A 20,682-nucleotide genomic window follows, 5' to 3' on the forward strand; every position below is an offset into this window, starting at 1 on the left:
ATGCTACCGGGGAGAGACGATTAAAGCAGACCGATGGGCCAGTGATGGCCAATGACATACAGCACGCCGGCCGAGATCACGCCGGCGACGATATCGTCGACCATAATCCCCATTCCGCCGTGGATATTGCGGTCAAACCAGCGAATCGGCCACGGCTTCCACATATCGAAGATACGGAAAATCACGAAGCCAGCGGCCACCCACTGCCAATCCAGGGTCGGCAACGCCATCAGGGTGATCCACATCCCGACAAACTCATCCCAGACTATACTGCCGTGGTCATGGGTGCCCATATCTTTGGCCGTGCGATGGCACAGATAGACGCCAATACAGATGCTCATCATCACCACCAGCGAGTAGAGCTGCCAGGGGAGAAAGGTCATCAGATACCAGAACGGGATCGCCGCCAGCGACCCCATCGTCCCCGGTACCACCGGGCTTAAGCCGCTGCCAAAGCCAGTCGCCAGCAGATGCCACGGGTTACGCATGCTCAGGCGGCGTAACGCCTCGTCTCGACTACGCAAAGTGATCGTATCCCTTTAAATCAAGCGCGACCGGCTTACCATCGCGGATAAATTGCAGCCCTTCGCTCTCCGGCGCAATCTGTCCGATACAGGTAAAACGCGCGCCAAGATGGCCAAGGGCCACGTCCAGCGCCCCGCGGTTCAGCTCCGGTACGGTAAAGCACAGTTCGTAATCTTCCCCGCCAGCGAGCGCCCAGCGCAGCGCCTGCTCGAGCTCCACCTGGCGCAGTATCGCGTCGGAATACGGCATGGCATCGAGATCGATGCGCGCGCCGCAGCCGCTGGCTTTAAGAATATGGCCCAGATCGGAGATCAGGCCGTCGGAAAGATCGATAGCCGATGTCGCCAGGTCACGCAGCGCCTGGCCCTGCAGCACGCGCGGCATCGGGCGCAGATGACGAGCCAGCAGGTAGTCGGCGTCAGACGGTTCATCCACCGTCAGCCGGTTCTGCAGCACCGCCAGGCCGGCGGCGCTGTCTCCCGGGGTGCCGGTGACATAGATCCAGTCTCCTGGCTTCGCGCCAGCGCGTTTCATGGCGCGCCCTGGCGGCACAAAGCCGTGAATACCCAGCGTCATGGCGAGCGGGCCACGGGTGGTATCACCGCCAATCAGCTGCATATCGTAATAGTCCAGCTGGACAAACAGGCTGTCGCTAAAGGCTTCCAGCCAGGTTTCATCCACCTCTGGCAAAGTCAGCGCCAGCGTGAGCCACGCCGGTTCCGCGCCCATCGCCGCGAGGTCGCTCAGGTTCACCGCCAGCGCTTTATAAGCGAGGTCGGCAGGGTCGATATCGGGTAAGAAGTGATTGCCCGCCACCAGGGTGTCGGTGCTGATTGCCAGCGTTTTTTTCTCGGGGATATTCAGGAGCGCGCAGTCATCGCCGATGCCGGTTTCAACATCAAGGCGGGCGCTTTTAACGCGATCAAAATAACGGGCAATCAGGGAAAATTCGCCGCATGCCATACGTTATGCCTCAGCAAAGAAAAAAATAAGGCCGGGTTCGCGGGATCAGATCCTGCAAAGCCCGGCCTGGCGTTTACTTTTTGCGGGGACGAATTACCGGAGCCGCTTTGTCCAGCACGCCGTTGACGAACTTATGGCTATCTTCAGCGCCGAAGGTTTTCGCCAGTTCGATAGCTTCATTGATGGCCACTTTATACGGTACGTCATCACGTTTGGACAGCTCAAACAGCGCGATACGCAGCACCGCTTTTTCCACCTGGCCCAGCTCTTCCAGCTGACGGGACAGGTAGGGCTTCATCAGGCCGTCGAGGTACGCGCTGTTAGTCGCCACTCCGGACAGCAGTTCACGGAAATACAGAACATCTACATCTTTTACGTCCTGTTCCGCCAGGAACTGGTATTCGACATCAGCGATGTCGTTGTGGGACAACTGCCAGGAGTAGAGCGCCTGGACGGCACACTCACGGGCGCGGCGACGAGCAGCAGGTTTCACGGAATTCCCCTTACAAAAATCAGGCCTTGATGGCTTTCAATACGTTAATCATTTCCAGCGCGGTCAGCGCAGCTTCTGCGCCTTTGTTACCGGCTTTGGTGCCAGCGCGCTCGATGGCTTGTTCAATACTTTCAGTGGTCAGAACACCAAAGGCTACCGGGATTTCGCTGTCCTGAGCGACATGCGCCAGGCCATTGCTGGCACCGCCAGCCACATATTCAAAGTGGGCAGTACCGCCGCGGATCACCGTACCCAGCGCGATCACCGCGTCATATTTACCGGTTTTCGCCAGTGCGCCAGCCGCCAGCGGCAGCTCATACGCGCCTGGAACCCAAACAACGGTGATGTTTTCATCTTTTACCTGACCAATGCGTTTCAGGGCGTCAATCGCACCTTCCAGCAGGCTGTCATTGATAAAGTTGTTGAAACGCGCAATGGTGATGGCGACGCGAGCGTCCGGGGTAGCAACGTTAGCTTCAATAATGTTCATACTCTTCCTTCGGGTTCATGTGCCCCGCAAGGGGGGCGGATTTTATCATATTATTCTGAGCGCTGCTTCCTAATAATCAGGAAAGCCTCACGCAGTGGTTAAATGCAGGCAGACATCCGGGCCAACCTGACGTATCTCATTGAATTTGAAATGGGGTGCCTGGCTCAGTTCTTCAAGCCCCGGCAGCGCGCATAATCCACGCGCCGCATTGCCTAACAGTTTAGGCGCAATATAGACGATAAGCTCGTCGACAAGGCCAGCCTGCAGCAGCGCCCCGGCGAGCGTCGCTCCCGCCTCCACCCAGACGCTGTTCACCTGCTGTTTGCCAAGCAGCATCATCAGCAACACCAGATCGAGATGGCCGTTATATTCCGGCACCAGCAGCGTACGAACGCTTTCCGGCCACTGGCGCTCATCCGCACGCAGGCGGGCAAACAGCGTTTCTCCTGCCTGCTGCACAATACGGTGCTCAGGCGTGACGCGGTTCTGACTGTCGATGACGACGCGCAGCGGTTGGCGCAAATTCTCTTCGGGATACAGCGCCTGAGTATCCGCGCTCAGCTCCTGCCAGCGCACGGTCAGCGCAGGATCGTCCGCCAGCACGGTGGCGCTGCTGGTGAGGATGGCATGACTTTGGGCGCGCAGACGCTGCACGTCGCGTCGCGCCTGCGGGGAGGTGATCCACTGGCTTTCACCGCTGGCCATCGCCGTGCGGCCGTCCAGCGAGGCGCCCAGCTTCAGCTGCACCCAGGGAAAACCGGTGCGCATCCGCTTCAGGAAGCCCTTATTCAGCGCTTCCGCTTCGTTCATCATCAGCCCGTGGCTGACGTCAATACCGGCCTGCTGCAGACGATACAGACCGCGCCCCGCCACCTGCGGGTTTGGGTCTTGCATCGCAGCGACCACGCGGCTAACGCCGGCGGCGATCAGCGCATCGCAGCACGGCGGCGTACGGCCATGGTGGCTGCAGGGCTCAAGGGTGACGTAGGCGGTGGCGCCCTGCGCCTTTTCGCCGGCCATGCGGAGCGCGTGCACTTCGGCGTGCGGCTCACCGGCGCGATAGTGAAAGCCCTCGCCGACGATCTCGCCGTCTTTCACAATGACGCAGCCAACGTTAGGGTTAGGATGGGTGGTAAAGCGTCCGCGCGCGGCAAGCTTCAGCGCTCGCGCCATGTACATTTCGTCCTGCATGGCTTAGTCCTGTAAGCGGGCGATCTCTTCGCCGAATTCTTTGATGTCTTCGAAGCTGCGATAGACCGACGCAAAGCGAATATAGGCGACTTTATCCAGCTTTTTCAGCTGCTCCATCACCAGATTGCCAATCATTTTGCTGGCCACTTCGCGCTCGCCGGTGCCGCGCAGATGGGTTTTGATATGGTTGACCGCCATTTCCACGTCATCGGCGCTAACCGGACGTTTCTCCAGCGCTTTCAGCATCCCGCTGCGCAGCTTGTCTTCGTTGAAGGGTTCACGCACATCGTTACTCTTCACCACCCGGGGCATCACCAGCTCCGCCACTTCGAAGGTGGTAAAGCGTTCATTACAGACCAGGCACTGCCGACGGCGACGCACGGAAGAGCCTTCCCCCACCAGACGAGAGTCGATCACTTTGGTATCCACGGCGAAACAGAAAGGGCAATGCATAGCGCGTCCTGACAGGTAGTTAAACTGAAGGGTAGTTTACCGCGAAGTGACCTGACTACAAAGAAAGAGCTTTTGAGACAAAGGATCTATGAGAGAGGCAGGCGGTTTGGCTACCATTAAGCATCCTCTGCAAACGGAATCCTGACCATGACAAGACGTTACCTGAAACTCGCCATCGCGGGCAGCCTGTTTACCCTGACCGCCTGCGCCCAGCAAAGCGAAATCCGCCAGATGCACCAGAGCGTGAGTACCCTGAGCCAGGAGATGACCCAGCTCAATCAGCAAACGATCAAAATCACCCAACAAAACGCGCTGAACGCCAAATCCACCCGCGGCGTCTATCTGCTGCCGGAGGCCAAAACCCCGGCGCGGCTGGAGAGCCAGATCGGCACCCTGCGCATGTCGGTGGGCAGCATTACGCCGGACGGCGACGGGTCACGCCTGACTTTACGCATTCAGGGTGAATCCAACGATCCGCTGCCGGCCTTTACCGCCACCGTCGCCTCCGGGCAGATCACCGGCACCACCCACAGCTATCAGGAAGTCAATGTTCAGGATCAGCTGATTAGCGCCCCGGCCAGCATCCTCGCCCCCAGCGATGTGGATATCCCGTTGCGTCTGAACGTGACGCCCGACAAAGTCGGTTTTATTCGCGTCCACGATATCCAGCCCGCCGCCGCACAGTAAATCTTCACGCCGGGCCCTGCCCCGCCCGGCCTACCTCCAGCCCCCGTCTTTCTTATCCACTTACAACTTTTCACAAGAGTTCATTAGAAATCGTTCTGTATGGCGATTTTCAGTAGCATTTTGTCAAGAAATGCATAGAATCGTGAACGCAATCGATTACGCATGTTCTGGTTATGTGAAACAACACGTATTTTTGTGAGCAATGATTCCTATAATAGACCCCCACAGAAAGACGAAATATTTAGAAACGCTTCGGCACTTCTTTTAACGCCTTCAGGCTCAATTTAAACAGTGGCATTACTATGAAAAAAACATTACTGGCAGCGGGTGCGGTTGTGGCGCTCTCCACTTCTTTTACTGCGGGCGCGGCAGAAAACGATAAACCGCAGTACCTGTCTGACTGGTGGCACCAGAGTGTTAACGTGGTGGGCAGCTACCACACCCGTTTTGGACCGCAGATCCGTAACGATACCTACCTGGAATATGAAGCGTTCGCCAAAAAAGACTGGTTTGATTTCTACGGCTATATCGATGCCCCGGTATTCTTCGGCGGCAACAGCACGGCAAAAGGTATCTGGAACAACGGCTCGCCGCTGTTTATGGAGATCGAACCGCGTTTCTCTATCGATAAGCTGACCAATACCGATCTGAGCTTCGGGCCGTTCAAAGAGTGGTACTTCGCGAACAACTATATCTACGATATGGGCCGTAACGACTCTCAGGAGCAGAGCACCTGGTATATGGGTCTGGGTACCGATATCGATACCGGCCTGCCGATGAGCCTGTCACTGAACGTCTACGCCAAATACCAGTGGCAGAACTACGGCGCGTCCAACGAAAACGAGTGGGACGGCTACCGCTTCAAAGTGAAATACTTCGTGCCGCTGACCGACCTGTGGGGCGGCTCGCTGAGCTACATCGGTTTCACCAACTTCGACTGGGGTTCTGACCTCGGCGATGACAACTTCTACGATCTGAACGGGAAGCACGCGCGCACCAGCAACTCCATCGCCTCCAGCCACATCCTGGCGCTGAACTACGCGCACTGGCACTACTCGGTGGTGGCCCGTTACTTCCATAACGGCGGCCAGTGGGCTGACGATGCCAAGCTGAACTTCGGCGATGGCGATTTCAGCGTCCGCTCGACCGGCTGGGGTGGTTACTTCGTGGTCGGTTACAACTTCTAATTGCGGATACAGCTAGACAGCGCCCGGGCCAGCCGGGCGTTTTTATTTCTCCCACACGTCGCACCGCACTTTGCGCAGAAAATCGCTTAACGAGCGATCGGCACACTCGCTGAATCGACGCTCGGTCGCCCTGACCGCCAGACAACGGTCGAGGCGAAAGTTACGATAATCATTACGCAGCTCGCACCAGGCCACCAGCAGCCAGCGCTCCCCCCAGAAAAACAGCCCCAGCGGCAGCACGTCGCGCTCGGTTACCCGGCCAGACTCATCCTGATAGCGCAACTGCAGCACCTGCTGGCCGGAGACCGCCTGATGAATGACGTCAAAATAGGTTTTGGCATAACGATGGGCGCCGAGATCGGGGGCAAACAGGCGGGTCTGCTCCGCCTGGCGCCGGCGCGCCTCCGGCAGGATCGCCAGCATCTTCTCCTGGGCGGATTCCAGCGATTGCGACAGCGCCTCACCGCCCCAGGTTTTCAGCAACCGAATCGCGGCGATCAGCGCTTCGGATTCTTTGGTGGTCAGCATCAGCGGCGGCAGATCGTAGCCCGCTAGCAGGCGATAACCACTCCCCGCCTCGCCCTCCACCGGCACGCCGGAGAGGGAGAGATCGCGAATATCGCGATACACGGTGCGCTCCGACACGCCCAACCGCTCCGCCAGCAGCGCGGCGGTAGTGAGCCGCCTGCCGCGCAGGATCTGCACAATCTGAAATAAACGGTCGGCGCGTCGGGTCATGTCTCACTTCACAAAACGTTTAGGTTAAGCCGGCTGGTGCAGGCCGACGCGGTTGCCCTCGCTGTCAGTAAACAGCGCGATGGTGCCAATATCATTCGGCAGCGTCAGCGGCCCGAAAACACACGCCCCACCCGCCGAGGCAACGCGGTCCAGGGTGGCGGCAAGATGGTCTGTATGCAGGTAAATAATAGCGCCCTGCGCTGAAGGGGCGATACCCTCAAATTTGGCCAACGCGCCGCCGGGGGCCGGATCCTGATGCGGGAACACCGCCAGCTCGGCGCAGTCCATGGTTTCGCGACGCAGCGTCACCTGCATCACCTGCTCATAAAACGCGACGGCGCGATCCATATCGGCGACCGGAATTTCAAACCAGTTAATCACGTTATTCATACTTCCTCCTGCTCGTTAGTGAGTTCAGAAGGAGTGTATGGGAAGGCTCCTGACAGCATACTGTCAGCAGGTTTTATCGCGGACAAAAAAATCCCGGCCGCCTGGGCCGGGATGGCTTTATCTCAACTGAACCGGATTACGGCAGAATAGACGGCTGGTCCGCCCCTTCTTTTTCGACCTTCTGCTGCAGCAGATGCTCGCGCTTCATACCCAGTTTCAACGCCAGCGCAGAGGCGACGTAGATAGAGGAAGCCGTACCGATGGAGACACCGATCAGCATGGTCAGCGAGAAGCCTTCCAGAATCGGGCCGCCGAACAGGAACAGCATCAGGATCACCATCAGGGTGGTCCCGGAGGTGATCAAGGTACGGTGCAGCGTCTGGGTCAACGACACGTTAAAGATCTCATACGGCGTACCGCGGCGGATCTTACGGAAGTTTTCACGGATACGGTCCGATACCACAATACTGTCATTCAGCGAGTAGCCGATAACCGACATCAACGAGGCCACGATGGTCAGGTCGATTTCGATATGGAACAGCGACAGCACGCCCATGGTGATCACCACATCGTGCGCCAGAGCGATAACCACCCCGGCAGCCAGACGCCATTCGAAGCGGAAGCCGACGTAGATCAGGATACAGACCAGCGCGGCAATCAGCGCCAGGGCGCCAGTTTGCGCGAGGTCCGCGCCGACGCTCGGGCCGACAAACTCAATACGCTTCACCGCCGCATTCTGACTGGTCGATTCGTTAATCACCGTCACGACCTTGCTGCCCAGCTCCTGGCTGACGTTGGCGTCATGCACCGGCGGCATACGTACCATGATGTCGCGGCTGCTGCCAAAGTTCTGCACCTGCGGCTCTTCAAAGCCCGCTTTCTGCAGGGAGTCGCGCATCTGGTCCAGATCGACCGGCTTCTCAAGGGTAATCTCGATCACCGTACCGCCGGTGAAATCGAGCCCCCAGTTAAAGCCGCGGACGCCGATGATGGCGATCGACACAATCAGCAGAAAACCTGAAATGCCGAAGGCCCAGTAGTCCCAGCGCATAAAGTCCCAGACTTTACGGCCGTGGTTCAATTGTTCAACAGTATATTCCTGTGCCACAACGCACTCCTCAGATAGACAGCTTTTTAACGCGCTTGCCGCCGTACAGCAGGTTCACGATGGCACGGGTGCCGACGATAGCGGTAAACATTGAGGTCGCGATACCGATACCGGTGGTAATCGCAAACCCTTTAATGGCACCGGTACCGACCGCGTACAGGATGATCACTTTGATAAGCGTCGTCACGTTGGCGTCGAAGATCGAGCTGAACGCGCCGCGATAACCTTCGTCAATCGCCTGCTGAACGGTACGCCCGTTGCTCAGCTCTTCTTTGATACGCTCGTTGATCAGAACGTTAGCATCGACCGCCACCGCAAGGGTTAACACGATACCCGCGATGCCCGGCATGGTCAGCGTCGCCCCCGGGATCAGGGACATAATGCCGACAATCAGCACCAGGTTGGCAATCAGCGCCGAGGTCGCAATCAGACCGAACTTCTTATAGAAGAGGATCATGAACAGGATAGAGACCACCAGGCCGGCCAGACAGGCTTCCAGACCCTGCTTGATGTTCTGCATACCAAGGGTTGGGCCGATAGTCCGCTCTTCGACGATCTGAATCGGGGCAATCAGCGCACCGGCACGCAGCAGCAGCGACAGCTGGCGTGCTTCGTTCGGGTTGCTGATACCGGTGATACGGAAGCTGTTACCCAGACGCGACTGGATGTTGGCGATGTTAATCACCTCTTCCTCTTTCGCCAGGATAGCGCGACCGTTAGCGTCTTTCTTACCGCTGTCTTTATACTCCACGAACAGGGTCGCCATCGGCTTACCGATATTGTCCTTGGTGAAGTTAGACATGATATTACCGCCCGCGCTGTCCAGCGAGATGTTGACCTGCGGCTGGTTGTACTCATCCATGCTGGAGGTCGAGTCGGTGATATGGTCACCGGTCAGGATCACTCGCTTGTACAGCACCACCGGCTGGCCTTCACGCGTCTCTTTCACTTCCGAGTCGCCCGGCACGCGGCCAGAGGCAGCGGCGGACTGGTCCACGTTGGTATTGACCAGTCGGAACTCGAGGGTCGCGGTTGCGCCAAGGATCTCTTTCGCCCGCGCGGTATCCTGGATACCCGGCAGCTCAACCACGATGCGGTCAGCACCCTGACGCTGAACCAGCGGTTCGGCGACGCCCAGCTGGTTCACACGGTTACGCAGAATGTTAATGTTCTGCTGAACCGCGTACTCACGGGCTTCTTTCAGGCGCTCATCGGTCATCACCGCTTTCAGGCTGTTGTCACCCTGAGAGGAAATAACCAGATCGCGATGGCGAGGGCTGAGATAAGAGATAGCCTGGTCGCGCGCCGCGCTGTCGCGGAAGACGATGCTCAGACCATAGTTGTCTTCCTTGCGCACGGTCGCGTAAGGAATGCCTTTGTCACGCAGTTCGCTGCGCAGGCTGTCGATGTTCTGTTCCTGCAGTTTGCCTAACGCGGTGTCCATATCGACTTCCATCAGGAAGTGCACGCCGCCGCGCAGATCAAGACCCAGCTTCATTGGCTCGGCATAGAGTGCCGCCAGCCAGCGTGGGGTTGCCGGAGCAAGGTTTAGCGCCACGACGTATTTGTCACCCAGCACGGTAAGCAGCGCTTCACGCGCACGCAGCTGGGTATCAGTGGTGTCGAAGCGCGCAAGAATAGCGCCCTCTTCCAGTGCCACAGACTTCGCGGTTATTTTTTCTTCTTGTAAAGTTTTCTGGACCTGGATCAGCGTTTGCTCACTGGCGGCGACGCCGCGCGCGCCAGTGATTTGAACAGCCGGATCCTCACCATACAGGTTGGGAAGCGCATAGATCAGGCCGACGACAATGACGACGACCAGCATGACGTACTTCCACAAAGGATAACGGTTTAACACGGCAGTTCCCTTTGGGAAAAGTTAGATTACAGCGCCTTCATGGTGCCTTTCGGCAGAACGGCAGCAACGAAGTCACGTTTGATAACCACTTCAGTGGTATCGTTCAGCGCGATAGCAATGTAGCCAGTTTCCGCTACTTTGGTCACGCGACCGACCAGACCGCCGTTGGTCAGCACTTCATCACCTTTGGCGATGGAGTTCATCAGGTTCTTGTGTTCCTTGGTGCGCTTCTGCTGTGGACGCAGGATCATGAAGTAAAAAATCAGACCGAACACCACCAGCATCAGAATCAGAGACATCGGGCTGCCCTGCGCCGGTGCACCCGTTGCCGCTACCGCATCAGAAATAAAAAAGCTCATTGAAATTCCCTCATTATTAAAATTAATCAACGTTCAAAGGAGGCACGGTGCGCCCCTGACGTTGGTAAAAATCGGTCACGAAGCTCTCTAATTTACCCTCTTCGATAGCCTTGCGTAAACCAGCCATTAAACGCTGATAGTAGCGCAGGTTATGAATGGTATTGAGACGCGCGCCCAATATTTCGTTGCAACGGTCGAGGTGATGCAAGTAAGCGCGTGAATAATTGCGACATGTATAGCAATCACACTCGGCGTCCAGCGGTGCGGTATCGCTTTTGTGCTTCGCGTTGCGGATTTTCACCACGCCGTCGGTGACGAACAGGTGGCCGTTACGCGCGTTGCGCGTCGGCATGACGCAGTCGAACATATCGATACCGCGACGTACCCCTTCCACCAGATCTTCCGGCTTCCCGACGCCCATCAGGTATCGTGGTTTATCGGCCGGGATCTGCGGGCAGACGTGCTCCAGAATACGGTGCATGTCTTCCTTCGGCTCACCGACCGCCAAACCGCCGACAGCGTAGCCATCAAAGCCAATCTCTACCAGACCTTTCACCGAGATATCACGTAAATCTTCGTAAACGCTGCCCTGAATGATGCCGAACAGCGCATTTTTATTGCCAAGGCTATCGAAACGGTCGCGGCTGCGCTTGGCCCAGCGCAGAGACATTTCCATCGAGCGCTTGGCGTAATCCCAGTCTGCCGGGTACGGCGTACATTCGTCGAAGATCATCACGATGTCGGAACCGAGATCGTATTGAATCTCCATCGATTTTTCCGGATCGAGGAAAATAGGATCGCCGTTGATCGGGTTGCGGAAATGGACGCCCTGCTCGGTGATCTTACGGATATCGCCAAGGCTGAACACCTGGAAGCCGCCGGAGTCGGTAAGGATCGGTCCTTTCCACTGCATAAAATCGTGCAGATCGCCATGCAGCTTCATGATCTCCTGACCCGGGCGCAGCCACAGGTGGAAGGTGTTGCCGAGAATAATCTGCGCGCCGGTGGCTTCCACTTCTTCCGGCGTCATCCCTTTGACGGTGCCGTAGGTGCCAACGGGCATAAAGGCCGGTGTTTCCACCACGCCGCGCTCAAACACCAGGCGACCGCGGCGGGCGCGACCGTCGGTGGTATCCAGTTCAAATTTCATGCTTGCTCCTGCGTCAGAAAAACAGTCCGACGTTTTCATACTCGCCACGGAATGATTCCGTGGCTAAAAAATGCGTCATGGCGTCCAAAACGCCGGCGGGCCGGCCTTGTCAGGGACGCTCAGAAATAGCCTGCGGATTGTACGTGATAAACATCGCATCCCCGTAGCTAAAAAAGCGATATTTCTGCTCCACCGCCACCTTATAGGCGTTCATGGTGTGCTGATAACCCGCAAACGCCGACACCAGCATAATCAGTGTGGATTCAGGGAGATGGAAGTTGGTTACCAGCGCATCGATCACCTGGTACTGATAACCCGGGTAGATGAAAATCTGCGTATCGTCGAAGAACGGCGCGATCAGGGCGTCTTTCGCCGCCTGCGCCGCGCTCTCCAGCGAGCGTACCGAGGTGGTGCCTACCGCAATCACGCGGTTGCCGCGCGCTTTCGCCGCCAGCACCGCATCGACCACCTCCTGCGGCACTTCCGCATATTCAGAGTGCATGGTGTGCTCTTCAATGCTGTCGACGCGCACCGGCTGGAAAGTCCCCGCCCCCACGTGCAGGGTGACAAACGCCATCTCAACGCCTTTGGCGCGCAGTTTGTCCAGCAGCGGTTCGTCGAAGTGCAGACCGGCGGTCGGGGCGGCTACCGCGCCCGGCCTGGTGCCGTAGACGGTTTGATAGAGTTCGCGATCAGCGTCTTCGTCCGGGCGGTCAATGTAGGGCGGCAGCGGCATATGGCCGATCCCGTTGAGGATCTCCAGCACCGGACGCTCGTCGTTAAATTCCACTTCAAACAGCGCGCCATGACGCGCCAGCATCGTGGCCTTAATGCTCTCGTCATCGCCCAGCAGCAGCTCGGCGCCCGGCTTCGGCGCTTTTGAGGCGCGAATATGGGCCAGGATGCGCTTATCATCCAGCATCCGCTCCACCAGCACTTCAATCTTGCCGCCGCTGGCCTTGCGGCCGAACAGACGCGCCGGGATCACCCGGGTGTTGTTAAACACCAGCAGATCGCCGGGATTGAGCTTATCGAGGATGTCGGTGAAGGTGCCATGCGTCAGCGCGCCCGTCGGCCCGTCCAGGGAGAGCAGGCGACAGCTGCTGCGCTCAGGCATCGGATAGTGGGCGATCAGAGATTCGGGTAGTTCAAAAGCAAAATCGGTAACGCGCATGACGGTAACTCAGACTGAATAAAGAGGCGGGTAGTCTAGTGCCGGGGCGTTCCGCCTGCAACCTTTACCCCTCCGGATGAATGACATAATCTATATTCCAAATCATTCCGAATGCCGCCATGCGGCAACCGAATGCCTTACCGGTGGCAAAGGTGCCGCGCGCAGCCAGGCAGCATGCCATGCGGACACCGAGGCGCCGTTCAGCGCAACATCGGTGATTCCACCTGCCCGCTCGTATTTAAAGGATGTCGTTTTATGAATTTTCTCGCCCACCTGCACCTCGCCCATCTCGCCGACAGCTCGCTGCCCGGCAACCTGATGGCCGATTTTGTGCGCGGCAACCCGCAGGGCGACTATCCGGCGGAGATCATCGACGGCATCTATATGCATCGCCGGATTGACGTGATGACTGACAACCTGGCGGAAGTCAAAGAGGCGCGGGAGTGGTTTCGCCCGCAAACCCGTCGCGTCGCCCCCATCACCCTCGATGTCATGTGGGATCATTTCCTGTCGCAGCACTGGGCGCAGCTCTCCCCTGACCTGCCGCTGGACGAGTTCGTGCGCTACGCCGAGCAGCAGATCGTCCCCATCCTGCCTGACTCGCCGCCACGCTTCGTCAATCTGAATCAGTACCTGTGGTCGGAGCGCTGGCTGGAGCGCTATCAGGAGATGGATTTTATTCAGCGCGTGCTTAACGGCATGGCCAGCCGCCGTCCGCGTCTCGACGCCCTACGCGATTCCTGGCAGGATCTGGATACCCACTACGACCAGCTGGAGGGGCAGTTCTGGCGCTTTTATCCGCAAATGATGCGCCTGGCAGAAAACAAACAACTGTAATCGTTGCATCATTGATAGGTAAAAGCTGGCTGAACGATTGTTAGCGCCTCTTTGTGTTATTACCGGCCAGGCTCTATACTTGCCCGCGTTGCGTTCCAAATAACCTTAGTAATTACAGGAGAATCAAATGGTTCTGGTCACTCGTCAAGCGCCGGATTTTACTGCAGCCGCTGTGCTGGGTAATGGTGAGATCGTTGAGAAATTCAATTTCAAACAGCACACCAACGGTAAACCTACCGTTCTGTTCTTCTGGCCGATGGACTTCACCTTCGTTTGCCCGTCTGAGCTGATCGCGTTCGACAAACGTTACGAAGAATTCCAGAAACGCGGCGTGGAAGTGGTTGGCGTTTCCTTCGATTCCGAGTTCGTTCACAACGCATGGCGTAACACCCCGGTAGACCAGGGCGGTATCGGCCCGGTTAAATACGCGATGGTTGCTGACATCAAACGTGAAATCCAGAAAGCTTACGGTATCGAGCATCCGGACGAAGGCGTAGCGCTGCGCGGCTCTTTCCTGATCGACGCTAACGGCGTGGTACGCCACCAGGTGGTTAACGACCTGCCGCTGGGCCGTAACATCGACGAAATGCTGCGTATGGTTGACGCGCTGCAGTTCCACGAAGAGCACGGCGAAGTCTGCCCGGCGCAGTGGGAAAAAGGAAAAGAAGGTATGGCTGCTTCTCCGGAAGGCGTAGCAAAATACCTGACCGAAAACGTCTCCAGCCTGTAATCGGCAGGCGTTTTAATAAAAGGCTCGCTCAGGCGGGCCTTTTTTGTTAGCAGTGTCAAAATTTAAGAAAATGACCCGCCGATATTTGTGACCAGAGATACACTTCTGCCGAAAAAATTCGCCCTACCTCTCACTTTTTCTCTGTCAAATTTCAGCGTCAAAATACAAAGCCTTCATAACCCACTGAAAAATACATAAATTATTTATATCGTTTTCTGCCGGTACTTTGCCGTCGATGTGATCCCCATCAATATTTAAAACCCCGGATGTGATCTCATCCATCATTTTCATCAATGTATTTAGTCATGATTTTACTCAGGAACAGGAATACGTTCAGGAGCTGAGGATGGAAATTATTTTTGACCCGTCGTTAATCGCCCTTAAGCAGAATATTTCCCGTGCGGAAGAGGCCATCGAACTGGCGGGTTCATTACTCGCCAGACGCCAGATTTGCAGCGCCGAATATGTCAACGAGATGCTGACGGTATATGAAGATTTCGGCGCTGCTATCGTCATAGACGACGGGATTGCCATGCCGCACGCCCGGCCGGAAAAAGGGGCATTGCAAACCGGATTTTCGCTTGTCACCACCGCCACGCCAATCTCCTTCGGCCACGATGAGTTCGATCCGGTTACCGTGATCATCGCTATCGCCGGCGCGGACGCTGACAGTCATATCAAAATGATCCAACTGATAGCCTCGCTGATCGAGTCAGATATTGTGACCTTCCTTCAGCAGGAAAATGACGTGAATTCAGTCTTACATTTCATCCAAAAACAAATGGAGTAGTCATTATGTTAGTTATCAGAACGGTTTGTGGTAACGGTATTGGCAGTTCATTGATGGCTGCGAATAATGTCAAAAAGATCTGTGAAGAATTAGGTATCAAAGCAGACGTCGCCTCGGTCGATTTTGCTAACGCCGTCGGCGAAAAAGCCGATCTTTACATCACGATCAAAGAACTGGCAAATCAATTTCCAACCCACTGTCATGTCGCCATCATTCGCAGCTATGTCCATAAAGCGAAAATCGCCGAGGATATTACCGACGCGCTGACCAAAATTGCGGCGAATCACTCTTAATTAACATAGAGGGAACGACCATGCAGGCTATTCTTAGTTTCTTAGCGGAAATATTCAGTCAACCTGCTTTTTTAATGGGGCTGATTGCTTTTGTCGGTTTAGTGGCGCTGCGCTCCCCCGGTAACAAACTCCTTACCGGCACATTAAAACCGATTCTAGGCTATTTAATGTTGAGCGCTGGCGCAGGCGTTATCGTTGCCAATCTCAACCCGCTGGGCGGTATTATCGAGGCCGGGTTTAATATCCGCGGCGTTATTCCAAACAATGAAGCCATTGTCTCCGTCGCCCAGAAGATGCTGGGCGTGGAAACCATGAGTATTTTGCTGTTAGGCTTTATTTTCAACCTGATTATCGCCCGCTGTACCAAGTATAAATATATCTTTCTGACCGGCCATCACTCGTTCTTCCTCGCCTGCCTGTTTTCCGCTGTCCTGCAGGCGGCGGAGTTCCATGGCTGGATGTTGATCCTGATCGGCGGATTCCTGCTGGGGTCATGGTCGGCCATCTCCCCCGCGATTGGTCAGCGTTACACCAAGCAGGTCACGGAAGACGGTGGGATCGCCATGGGTCATTTCGGCTCCCTCGGCTACTACCTCTCGGCATGGATCGCCAGCCGGACCGGCAATCCGGCAAATTCCTTCGCGGATACCGAAATTTCAGAAAAGTGGGGCTTTCTGCGCGATACCACCGTCACCACCGGTATCGTGATGTTTGTTATCTACTTTGTCTGCAGCGCTGTCGCCGGGTCGGCATACCTGAGCACCATCACCGACCAAAACATGCTGATCTTCTCGGTGCTGACCGGCCTGCAGTTCGCCGTTGGCGTGGCCATTGTGTACAACGGTGTGCGGCTGATCCTCGGCGATCTGGTGCCGGCATTCCAGGGCATCAGCCAGAAGCTGATCCCGGACTCCATCCCGGCCGTTGACTGCGCGGTATTCTTCACCTTTAGCCCCACCGCCGTGGTGGTGGGATTCATCAGCTCCTTCGTGGGCGGGCTGGTCGGGATGCTCTTGCTCGGCGGGCTGGGCATGGCGCTGATTATTCCCGGCATGGTGCCGCACTTCTTCTGCGGCGGCACGTCCGGCGTCTTCGCCGACAAGCTGGGCGGCAAGCGCGGATGTATCATCGCCTCCTTTATCGGGGGGATCTTCCTCGCCTTCCTGCCGGCGATGCTGCTGCCGGCGCTCGGCAACCTCGGGTTTGAAAACAGCACCTTCGCCGATTTCGACTTCGCGGTATGGGGCATCATTATCGGTAACGCCTTCACCCAGTTTGGCCAGGTCACTATCTACCTGATTTGTCTGGTGCTGCTCGTCGCGCTGCTGGCGCCTTTCTGTTTCCGTCACGTACGGGTGGTTGGCGATACGCTCAGCTATGAGGAGCTCACGGCGAAGCAGAAAAATGAATAAGCGACGTCATTTTTCCCGGCGGGGAGGTCAGGCTTCCCGCCGCTGACCAATAATCAGGAGTGGTTATGGCTATTTTGTCCATTGGATTTGCTTGTTTCGATCAGTTTTTCTTTCTCAATGAATGGCCTCAGGAGAATACCAAAAACTTTTGTCATGATTTTATAGAAAGCGGCGGCGGCCCAGCGGCCAATGCGGCATGGCTGCTGGGATTATGGGGTGAGGAAGTCTATTACATTGGTCATCTGCATCAGGACCTTTACGGCCAGCGCATTATCGATGAGTTTGCCGAGGCGGGCGTGGATACCAGCCAGGTGGTTTTTTCCGATGACATGATCACTCCGCTGGCCTCGGTGCTGGTCAATCGCTTAACGGGTTCGCGGACGATTATTACCCGCAAGATGCAAACGCCACCTTCCCTGACCTACGATCAAAAGCTCAAACTGGACGACCTCGCCGAGCGGCTGATTGCCAGCGAGGAGCCGGTCACCATTTTAATTGACGGCCATGAGGCAGAAATCAGTGAATATTTAATTAAGAAACTGCCCCACGCCAAAGTCGTGATGGACGGGGGTTCACTGCGTGCCAGCAATATTAAACTGGCGGCCTGGACTGACTATTTTGTCGTAAGCGAACATTTTGCCCGCGATTATATGAGCTATCGTTCACTGAGCACCGAAGCAGACATTAAAGCGGCCCTGATTGAACTGAATAAAATTTGCCGCGGCGAGGCATTTATCACCCTTGGCGAAAAAGGCTGCGCCTTCTTAAAGAGCGGTATGCTGCAGATCGTCCCGTCCTGGCTGTGCAATGCCGTTGATACCACCGGCGCCGGGGATGTTTTTCACGGTGCCTTTACCTATGGCGTCCATTATTCGTGGCATATAGATAATATTATTTTATTTGCCAGCCTGACCGCCGCTATTTCTATTGAGAAAAAAGGGGTACGGGAATCGATGCCAGATCTGGCGGTCGTCCACCACTCGCTAAATAGCTACGAGAGAAATTTAAAGCAATATTTTGAAGAATAACTGCGTTTAATACATATCAAGAGGTGAATATGTTAGTGTCGATGAAGGACATGCTTCAGCATGCCCTAAAGAACGGTTACGCCGTCGGTCAGTTCAACATTAATAATCTGGAATGGGTCGGCGCCGTATTAAGCACCGCCCAGCAGTGCCGCTCACCGGTTATTTTGGGCGTGTCCGGCGGCACGGTTAAGCATATGCTCGGGCTAAAATGTATTCATGATATTGTGGTTAATGCCATAGATTATTTACATATTGATATTCCGGTGGCTCTGCATCTGGATCACGGCACTACCCAGGAGGCCTGCGAAGCCGCGATCGCTGCCGGCTTCAGTTCCATTATGTTTGATGGTTCACATCTGCCGTTCAGCGAAAACCTGACCATCACCCGCCACCTGGTGGCGCTGGCGCACAGCAAGGGCATCTCCGTGGAAGCCGAACTGGGGACCATCGCCGGCAGTGAAGATGGTATCGTTAACTCCGAGGTCATTTACGCCGATCCTGAAGAGTGCTACACCCTGGTGACAGAAACGCAGGTGGATTGCCTCGCCGCCGCGCTGGGTTCCACCCATGGTCTGTATAAAGGTAAAGCCCGGCTGGGATTTACTGAGATGAAAGCCATTGCCGAGCGCGTGAAGGTCCCGCTGGTGCTGCATGGCGGCACCGGTATTGCCGATGAGGATATGCGCCGGGCGATTGCCTGCGGCACCGCCAAGATTAACGTCAATACCGAAAACATGTACGCCTGGTGCCAGCAGGTGAAAGCGATCTTTGCCGCCGATACCGGGCACGATGTGAACGATCCGCGGAAAGTCATCACCCAGGGACTGCAGCCGGTACGTGAGATGATTGCCCGCCGCATGGCGCTTTTTGGCTCACAGCAGCGCTATTGACGCCAGGCCTGCGGCTGAAACCTCCGCCCCGAAGCTGCCGGGGCGGAGGCGTCAAGGTATCAGAAGGCAAAGCAGGAGCAGCCCAGCACGCCCCAGAAAGCTTGCTCATCGGAGACCGGAATCGACGACCTGCGCGCAATATCATGTTGGTGGCCGTGAACGCCGCAGCTGCCGCAGCACTGGTGCATCTGCACCATGGCGCCGATTTTAGCCGCCGCCGGCGGAGCGGAACGGTAATGGCCCGGGACCTTCACCACCGGTGACCACTCCGGTAGCACCGGAATGGGCGGCGGCGCCAGCGGCGAAAAGTGACCGGCAGCGTACACCACTTTGCCATCAACCACCGTTAACACGGACTCAATGCCTTTGATCTCCTCCTCCGCGACGCCGAAGTAGTCTTTCGACAGCACCACCAGATCGGCAAGCTGACCGGCGGCCAGACGGCCTTTCTTGCCCTGCTCGCTGGAGAACCAGGCGCTGCCCGCCGTCCACAGCTCCAGCGCGACATCGCGCGGCAGGCGGTTGTCGTCGTCATACATCGCCATCCCACCAACGGTGCGCCCGGAGACCAGCCAGTACAGCGCAGTCCACGGGTTATAGCTGGCGACGCGGGTGGCATCGGTACCCAGCCCCACCGGCACGTCCAGTTCCAGCATTTTCGCTACCGGCGGGGTATGTTTCACCGCCTCTTTACCGTAGCGATCGACAAAATATTCGCCCTGGAAGGCCATCCGATGCTGCACCGCAATACCGCCCCCCAGCGCCTTCACCCGCTCAATGTTACGCTCGGTAATGGTCTCGGCATGATCGAAGAACCAGTGTAGGCCATTAAACGGGATATCGCGGTTCACCTTCTCAAACACGTCCAGCATCCGGCTGATGGACTCGTCGTAGGTGGCATGCAGGCGGAATGGCCAGCGATGTTCCACCAGATGGCGCACCACCCGCTCCAGCTCATCCTCCATGCCTTGCGGCAGATCCGGCCGCGGCTGCAGGAAATCTTCAAAATCCGCCGCCGAGAACACCAGCATCTCGCCGGCGCCGTTGGCGCGATAGAAGTCGGTCCCCTGCCCCGGCTTCAGCATATCGGTCCAGCGTTCGAAATCCTCCAGCTCCTGCTTCGGCCGCTGGGTAAACAGGTTGTAGGCGATGCGCACGGTCATCTGATCTTTCGCGTGCAGCTGTTCGATAATTTCGTAATCTTCCGGATAGTTCTGGAAGCCGCCCCCGGCGTCGATGGCGCTGGTCAGCCCCAGTCGGTTCAGCTCGCGCATAAACTGACGGGTAGAGTTCACCTGCAGATCCAGCGGCAGCTTCGGCCCTTTGGCCAGCGTGGCGTAAAGGATCATGGCGTTCGGTTTGGCGATCAGCATCCCGGTCGGGTTGCCGCGGCTATCGCGGACGATCTCTCCGCCCACCGGATCCGGCGTCTCTTTGGTATAACCCACGGCTTTCAGCGCCGCGCGGTTCAGCAGCGCGCGATCGTAGAGATGCAGCACAAACACCGGCGTATCGGGCGCCGCGTCGTTCAGCTCTTCCAGGGTCGGCATCCGCCGCTCAGCGAACTGAAATTCGCTCCAGCCGCCGACCACCCGCACCCACTGCGGAGAGGGTGTGCGATCCGCCTGATCCTTAAGCATTCGCAGGGCATCGGCCAGCGAGGGAACGCCCTCCCAGCGGAGCTCAAGGTTGTAGTTCAACCCGCCGCGGATCAGGTGCAGGTGAGAATCGTTGAGGCCCGGGATCACCGTATGCCCTTTGAGATCGACGATTTGCGTCCCCTCGGCGGCAAAGCTCATGATCCGATCGTGGCTTCCGGTAGCAACAATTTTTCCGTCGGCGATGGCCACGGCTTCCGCCAGGGGATTCGCGCGATCGAGGGTATGAATCTGACCGTGGGTCAGAATCAGTGTGGCAGTTTGCGACATAACGCACT

General features: G+C 56.8%; 25 protein-coding genes. 9 read left to right on the forward strand and 16 right to left on the reverse strand.

The genetic code is table 11. The features are described 5' to 3' along the window. Positions 1-20: 20 nt before the first annotated feature. From pgpA to nrdR, 6 genes are all read right to left on the reverse strand, one after another. Positions 21-524, reverse strand: coding sequence for a phosphatidylglycerophosphatase A (pgpA, locus tag AS136_RS15365; protein WP_008805378.1), 504 nt, complete (start codon positions 522-524; stop codon positions 21-23). Then, the gene (gene thiL / locus AS136_RS15370) at positions 517-1,488 is read right to left on the reverse strand and encodes a thiamine-phosphate kinase (protein WP_042946837.1); all 972 of its coding nucleotides are present in this window, start codon (positions 1,486-1,488) and stop codon (positions 517-519) included. Before thiL ends, pgpA begins: the two co-directional genes overlap by 8 nt. Before the next feature lie 73 nt (positions 1,489-1,561). After that, the gene (nusB, locus tag AS136_RS15375; RefSeq protein WP_008805376.1) at positions 1,562-1,981 is read right to left on the reverse strand and encodes a transcription antitermination factor NusB; all 420 of its coding nucleotides are present in this window, start codon (positions 1,979-1,981) and stop codon (positions 1,562-1,564) included. A 19-nt stretch (positions 1,982-2,000) separates the two neighbouring features. Next, positions 2,001-2,471, reverse strand: coding sequence for a 6,7-dimethyl-8-ribityllumazine synthase (gene ribH / locus AS136_RS15380; protein WP_001021161.1), 471 nt, complete (start codon positions 2,469-2,471; stop codon positions 2,001-2,003). A gap of 87 nt (positions 2,472-2,558) precedes the next feature. After that, complete coding sequence (gene ribD, locus AS136_RS15385; RefSeq protein ID WP_008805375.1) at positions 2,559-3,662, reverse strand: bifunctional diaminohydroxyphosphoribosylaminopyrimidine deaminase/5-amino-6-(5-phosphoribosylamino)uracil reductase RibD; 1,104 nt, start codon at positions 3,660-3,662, stop codon at positions 2,559-2,561. A 3-nt stretch (positions 3,663-3,665) separates the two neighbouring features. Further along, positions 3,666-4,115, reverse strand: a complete 450-nt coding sequence (gene nrdR, locus AS136_RS15390) for a transcriptional regulator NrdR (protein ID WP_002890417.1) — start codon at positions 4,113-4,115, stop codon at positions 3,666-3,668. A gap of 147 nt (positions 4,116-4,262) precedes the next feature. Between nrdR and AS136_RS15395 the strand changes: the two genes are divergently transcribed. Then, positions 4,263-4,802 (forward strand): SadB/YajI family lipoprotein, encoded by a 540-nt coding sequence (locus tag AS136_RS15395; RefSeq protein ID WP_008805374.1) that lies wholly within the window; start codon positions 4,263-4,265, stop codon positions 4,800-4,802. Between the two features lie 302 nt (positions 4,803-5,104). After that, positions 5,105-5,989, forward strand: coding sequence for a nucleoside-specific channel-forming protein Tsx (locus AS136_RS15400; protein WP_004204836.1), 885 nt, complete (start codon positions 5,105-5,107; stop codon positions 5,987-5,989). Between the two features lie 42 nt (positions 5,990-6,031). Here AS136_RS15400 and AS136_RS15405 read toward each other — a convergent pair whose 3' ends face one another. The 8 genes from AS136_RS15405 to AS136_RS28710 form a co-directional block, all read right to left on the reverse strand. After that, positions 6,032-6,727, reverse strand: coding sequence for a helix-turn-helix transcriptional regulator (locus AS136_RS15405; RefSeq protein ID WP_008805373.1), 696 nt, complete (start codon positions 6,725-6,727; stop codon positions 6,032-6,034). Between the two features lie 24 nt (positions 6,728-6,751). Next, complete coding sequence (locus tag AS136_RS15410) at positions 6,752-7,117, reverse strand: VOC family protein (RefSeq protein ID WP_023322139.1); 366 nt, start codon at positions 7,115-7,117, stop codon at positions 6,752-6,754. A 136-nt stretch (positions 7,118-7,253) separates the two neighbouring features. Further along, positions 7,254-8,225, reverse strand: coding sequence for a protein translocase subunit SecF (gene secF, locus AS136_RS15415; protein WP_008805371.1), 972 nt, complete (start codon positions 8,223-8,225; stop codon positions 7,254-7,256). Between the two features lie 10 nt (positions 8,226-8,235). Continuing rightward, the gene (secD, locus tag AS136_RS15420) at positions 8,236-10,083 is read right to left on the reverse strand and encodes a protein translocase subunit SecD (protein WP_008805370.1); all 1,848 of its coding nucleotides are present in this window, start codon (positions 10,081-10,083) and stop codon (positions 8,236-8,238) included. 26 nt (positions 10,084-10,109) lie between these two features. Next, positions 10,110-10,442: a preprotein translocase subunit YajC gene (gene yajC, locus AS136_RS15425; protein WP_002890398.1), complete on the reverse strand. Its 333-nt coding sequence runs from the start codon at positions 10,440-10,442 to the stop codon at positions 10,110-10,112. Positions 10,443-10,464: 22 nt separating this feature from the next. Continuing rightward, positions 10,465-11,592: a tRNA guanosine(34) transglycosylase Tgt gene (gene tgt, locus AS136_RS15430; protein ID WP_002890395.1), complete on the reverse strand. Its 1,128-nt coding sequence runs from the start codon at positions 11,590-11,592 to the stop codon at positions 10,465-10,467. Positions 11,593-11,701: 109 nt separating this feature from the next. Beyond that, positions 11,702-12,766, reverse strand: coding sequence for a tRNA preQ1(34) S-adenosylmethionine ribosyltransferase-isomerase QueA (gene queA, locus AS136_RS15435; RefSeq protein WP_002890390.1), 1,065 nt, complete (start codon positions 12,764-12,766; stop codon positions 11,702-11,704). 64 nt (positions 12,767-12,830) lie between these two features. Further along, positions 12,831-12,947, reverse strand: a complete 117-nt coding sequence (locus AS136_RS28710) for a hypothetical protein (RefSeq protein WP_004218831.1) — start codon at positions 12,945-12,947, stop codon at positions 12,831-12,833. A gap of 74 nt (positions 12,948-13,021) precedes the next feature. Between AS136_RS28710 and acpH the strand changes: the two genes are divergently transcribed. Together acpH and AS136_RS15445 are read left to right on the forward strand one after the other, a co-directional pair. Beyond that, positions 13,022-13,603: an ACP phosphodiesterase gene (acpH, locus tag AS136_RS15440; RefSeq protein ID WP_008805369.1), complete on the forward strand. Its 582-nt coding sequence runs from the start codon at positions 13,022-13,024 to the stop codon at positions 13,601-13,603. Between the two features lie 127 nt (positions 13,604-13,730). Further along, a complete protein-coding gene (locus tag AS136_RS15445; protein WP_004178733.1) occupies positions 13,731-14,333 on the forward strand; it encodes a peroxiredoxin in 603 nt (200 codons plus the stop codon). A gap of 144 nt (positions 14,334-14,477) precedes the next feature. Here the strand turns inward: AS136_RS15445 and AS136_RS28715 are convergent, their stop codons facing one another. Continuing rightward, positions 14,478-14,624, reverse strand: coding sequence for a hypothetical protein (locus AS136_RS28715; protein ID WP_012542702.1), 147 nt, complete (start codon positions 14,622-14,624; stop codon positions 14,478-14,480). A 55-nt stretch (positions 14,625-14,679) separates the two neighbouring features. Here AS136_RS28715 and AS136_RS15450 point away from each other — a divergent pair, with 55 nt between their 5' ends. The 5 genes from AS136_RS15450 (at position 14,680) to fba (ending at position 18,746) form a co-directional block, all read left to right on the forward strand. Continuing rightward, a complete protein-coding gene (locus AS136_RS15450) occupies positions 14,680-15,123 on the forward strand; it encodes a PTS sugar transporter subunit IIA (protein WP_012542703.1) in 444 nt (147 codons plus the stop codon). Positions 15,124-15,128: 5 nt separating this feature from the next. Continuing rightward, positions 15,129-15,416: a PTS sugar transporter subunit IIB gene (locus tag AS136_RS15455; protein WP_012542704.1), complete on the forward strand. Its 288-nt coding sequence runs from the start codon at positions 15,129-15,131 to the stop codon at positions 15,414-15,416. A 20-nt stretch (positions 15,417-15,436) separates the two neighbouring features. Next, positions 15,437-16,828 carry a PTS ascorbate transporter subunit IIC gene (locus tag AS136_RS15460; RefSeq protein ID WP_012542705.1) on the forward strand — a complete coding sequence of 464 codons (1,392 nt, stop codon included), beginning with the start codon at positions 15,437-15,439 and terminating at the stop codon, positions 16,826-16,828. A gap of 65 nt (positions 16,829-16,893) precedes the next feature. Beyond that, on the forward strand, positions 16,894-17,856 hold the full coding sequence (locus tag AS136_RS15465; protein WP_008805365.1) for a carbohydrate kinase family protein: 963 nt from the start codon (positions 16,894-16,896) through the stop codon (positions 17,854-17,856). A gap of 35 nt (positions 17,857-17,891) precedes the next feature. After that, positions 17,892-18,746 carry a class II fructose-1,6-bisphosphate aldolase gene (gene fba / locus AS136_RS15470; protein WP_162822760.1) on the forward strand — a complete coding sequence of 285 codons (855 nt, stop codon included), beginning with the start codon at positions 17,892-17,894 and terminating at the stop codon, positions 18,744-18,746. 59 nt (positions 18,747-18,805) lie between these two features. Here the strand turns inward: fba and AS136_RS15475 are convergent, their stop codons facing one another. Then, positions 18,806-20,674, reverse strand: coding sequence for an amidohydrolase (locus AS136_RS15475; protein ID WP_023322136.1), 1,869 nt, complete (start codon positions 20,672-20,674; stop codon positions 18,806-18,808). Between the last annotated feature and the right edge of the window lie 8 nt (positions 20,675-20,682).

The sequence above is a fragment of the Klebsiella sp. D5A genome, from assembly GCF_001620885.1.
GTDB lineage: Bacteria > Pseudomonadota > Gammaproteobacteria > Enterobacterales > Enterobacteriaceae > Klebsiella > Klebsiella variicola.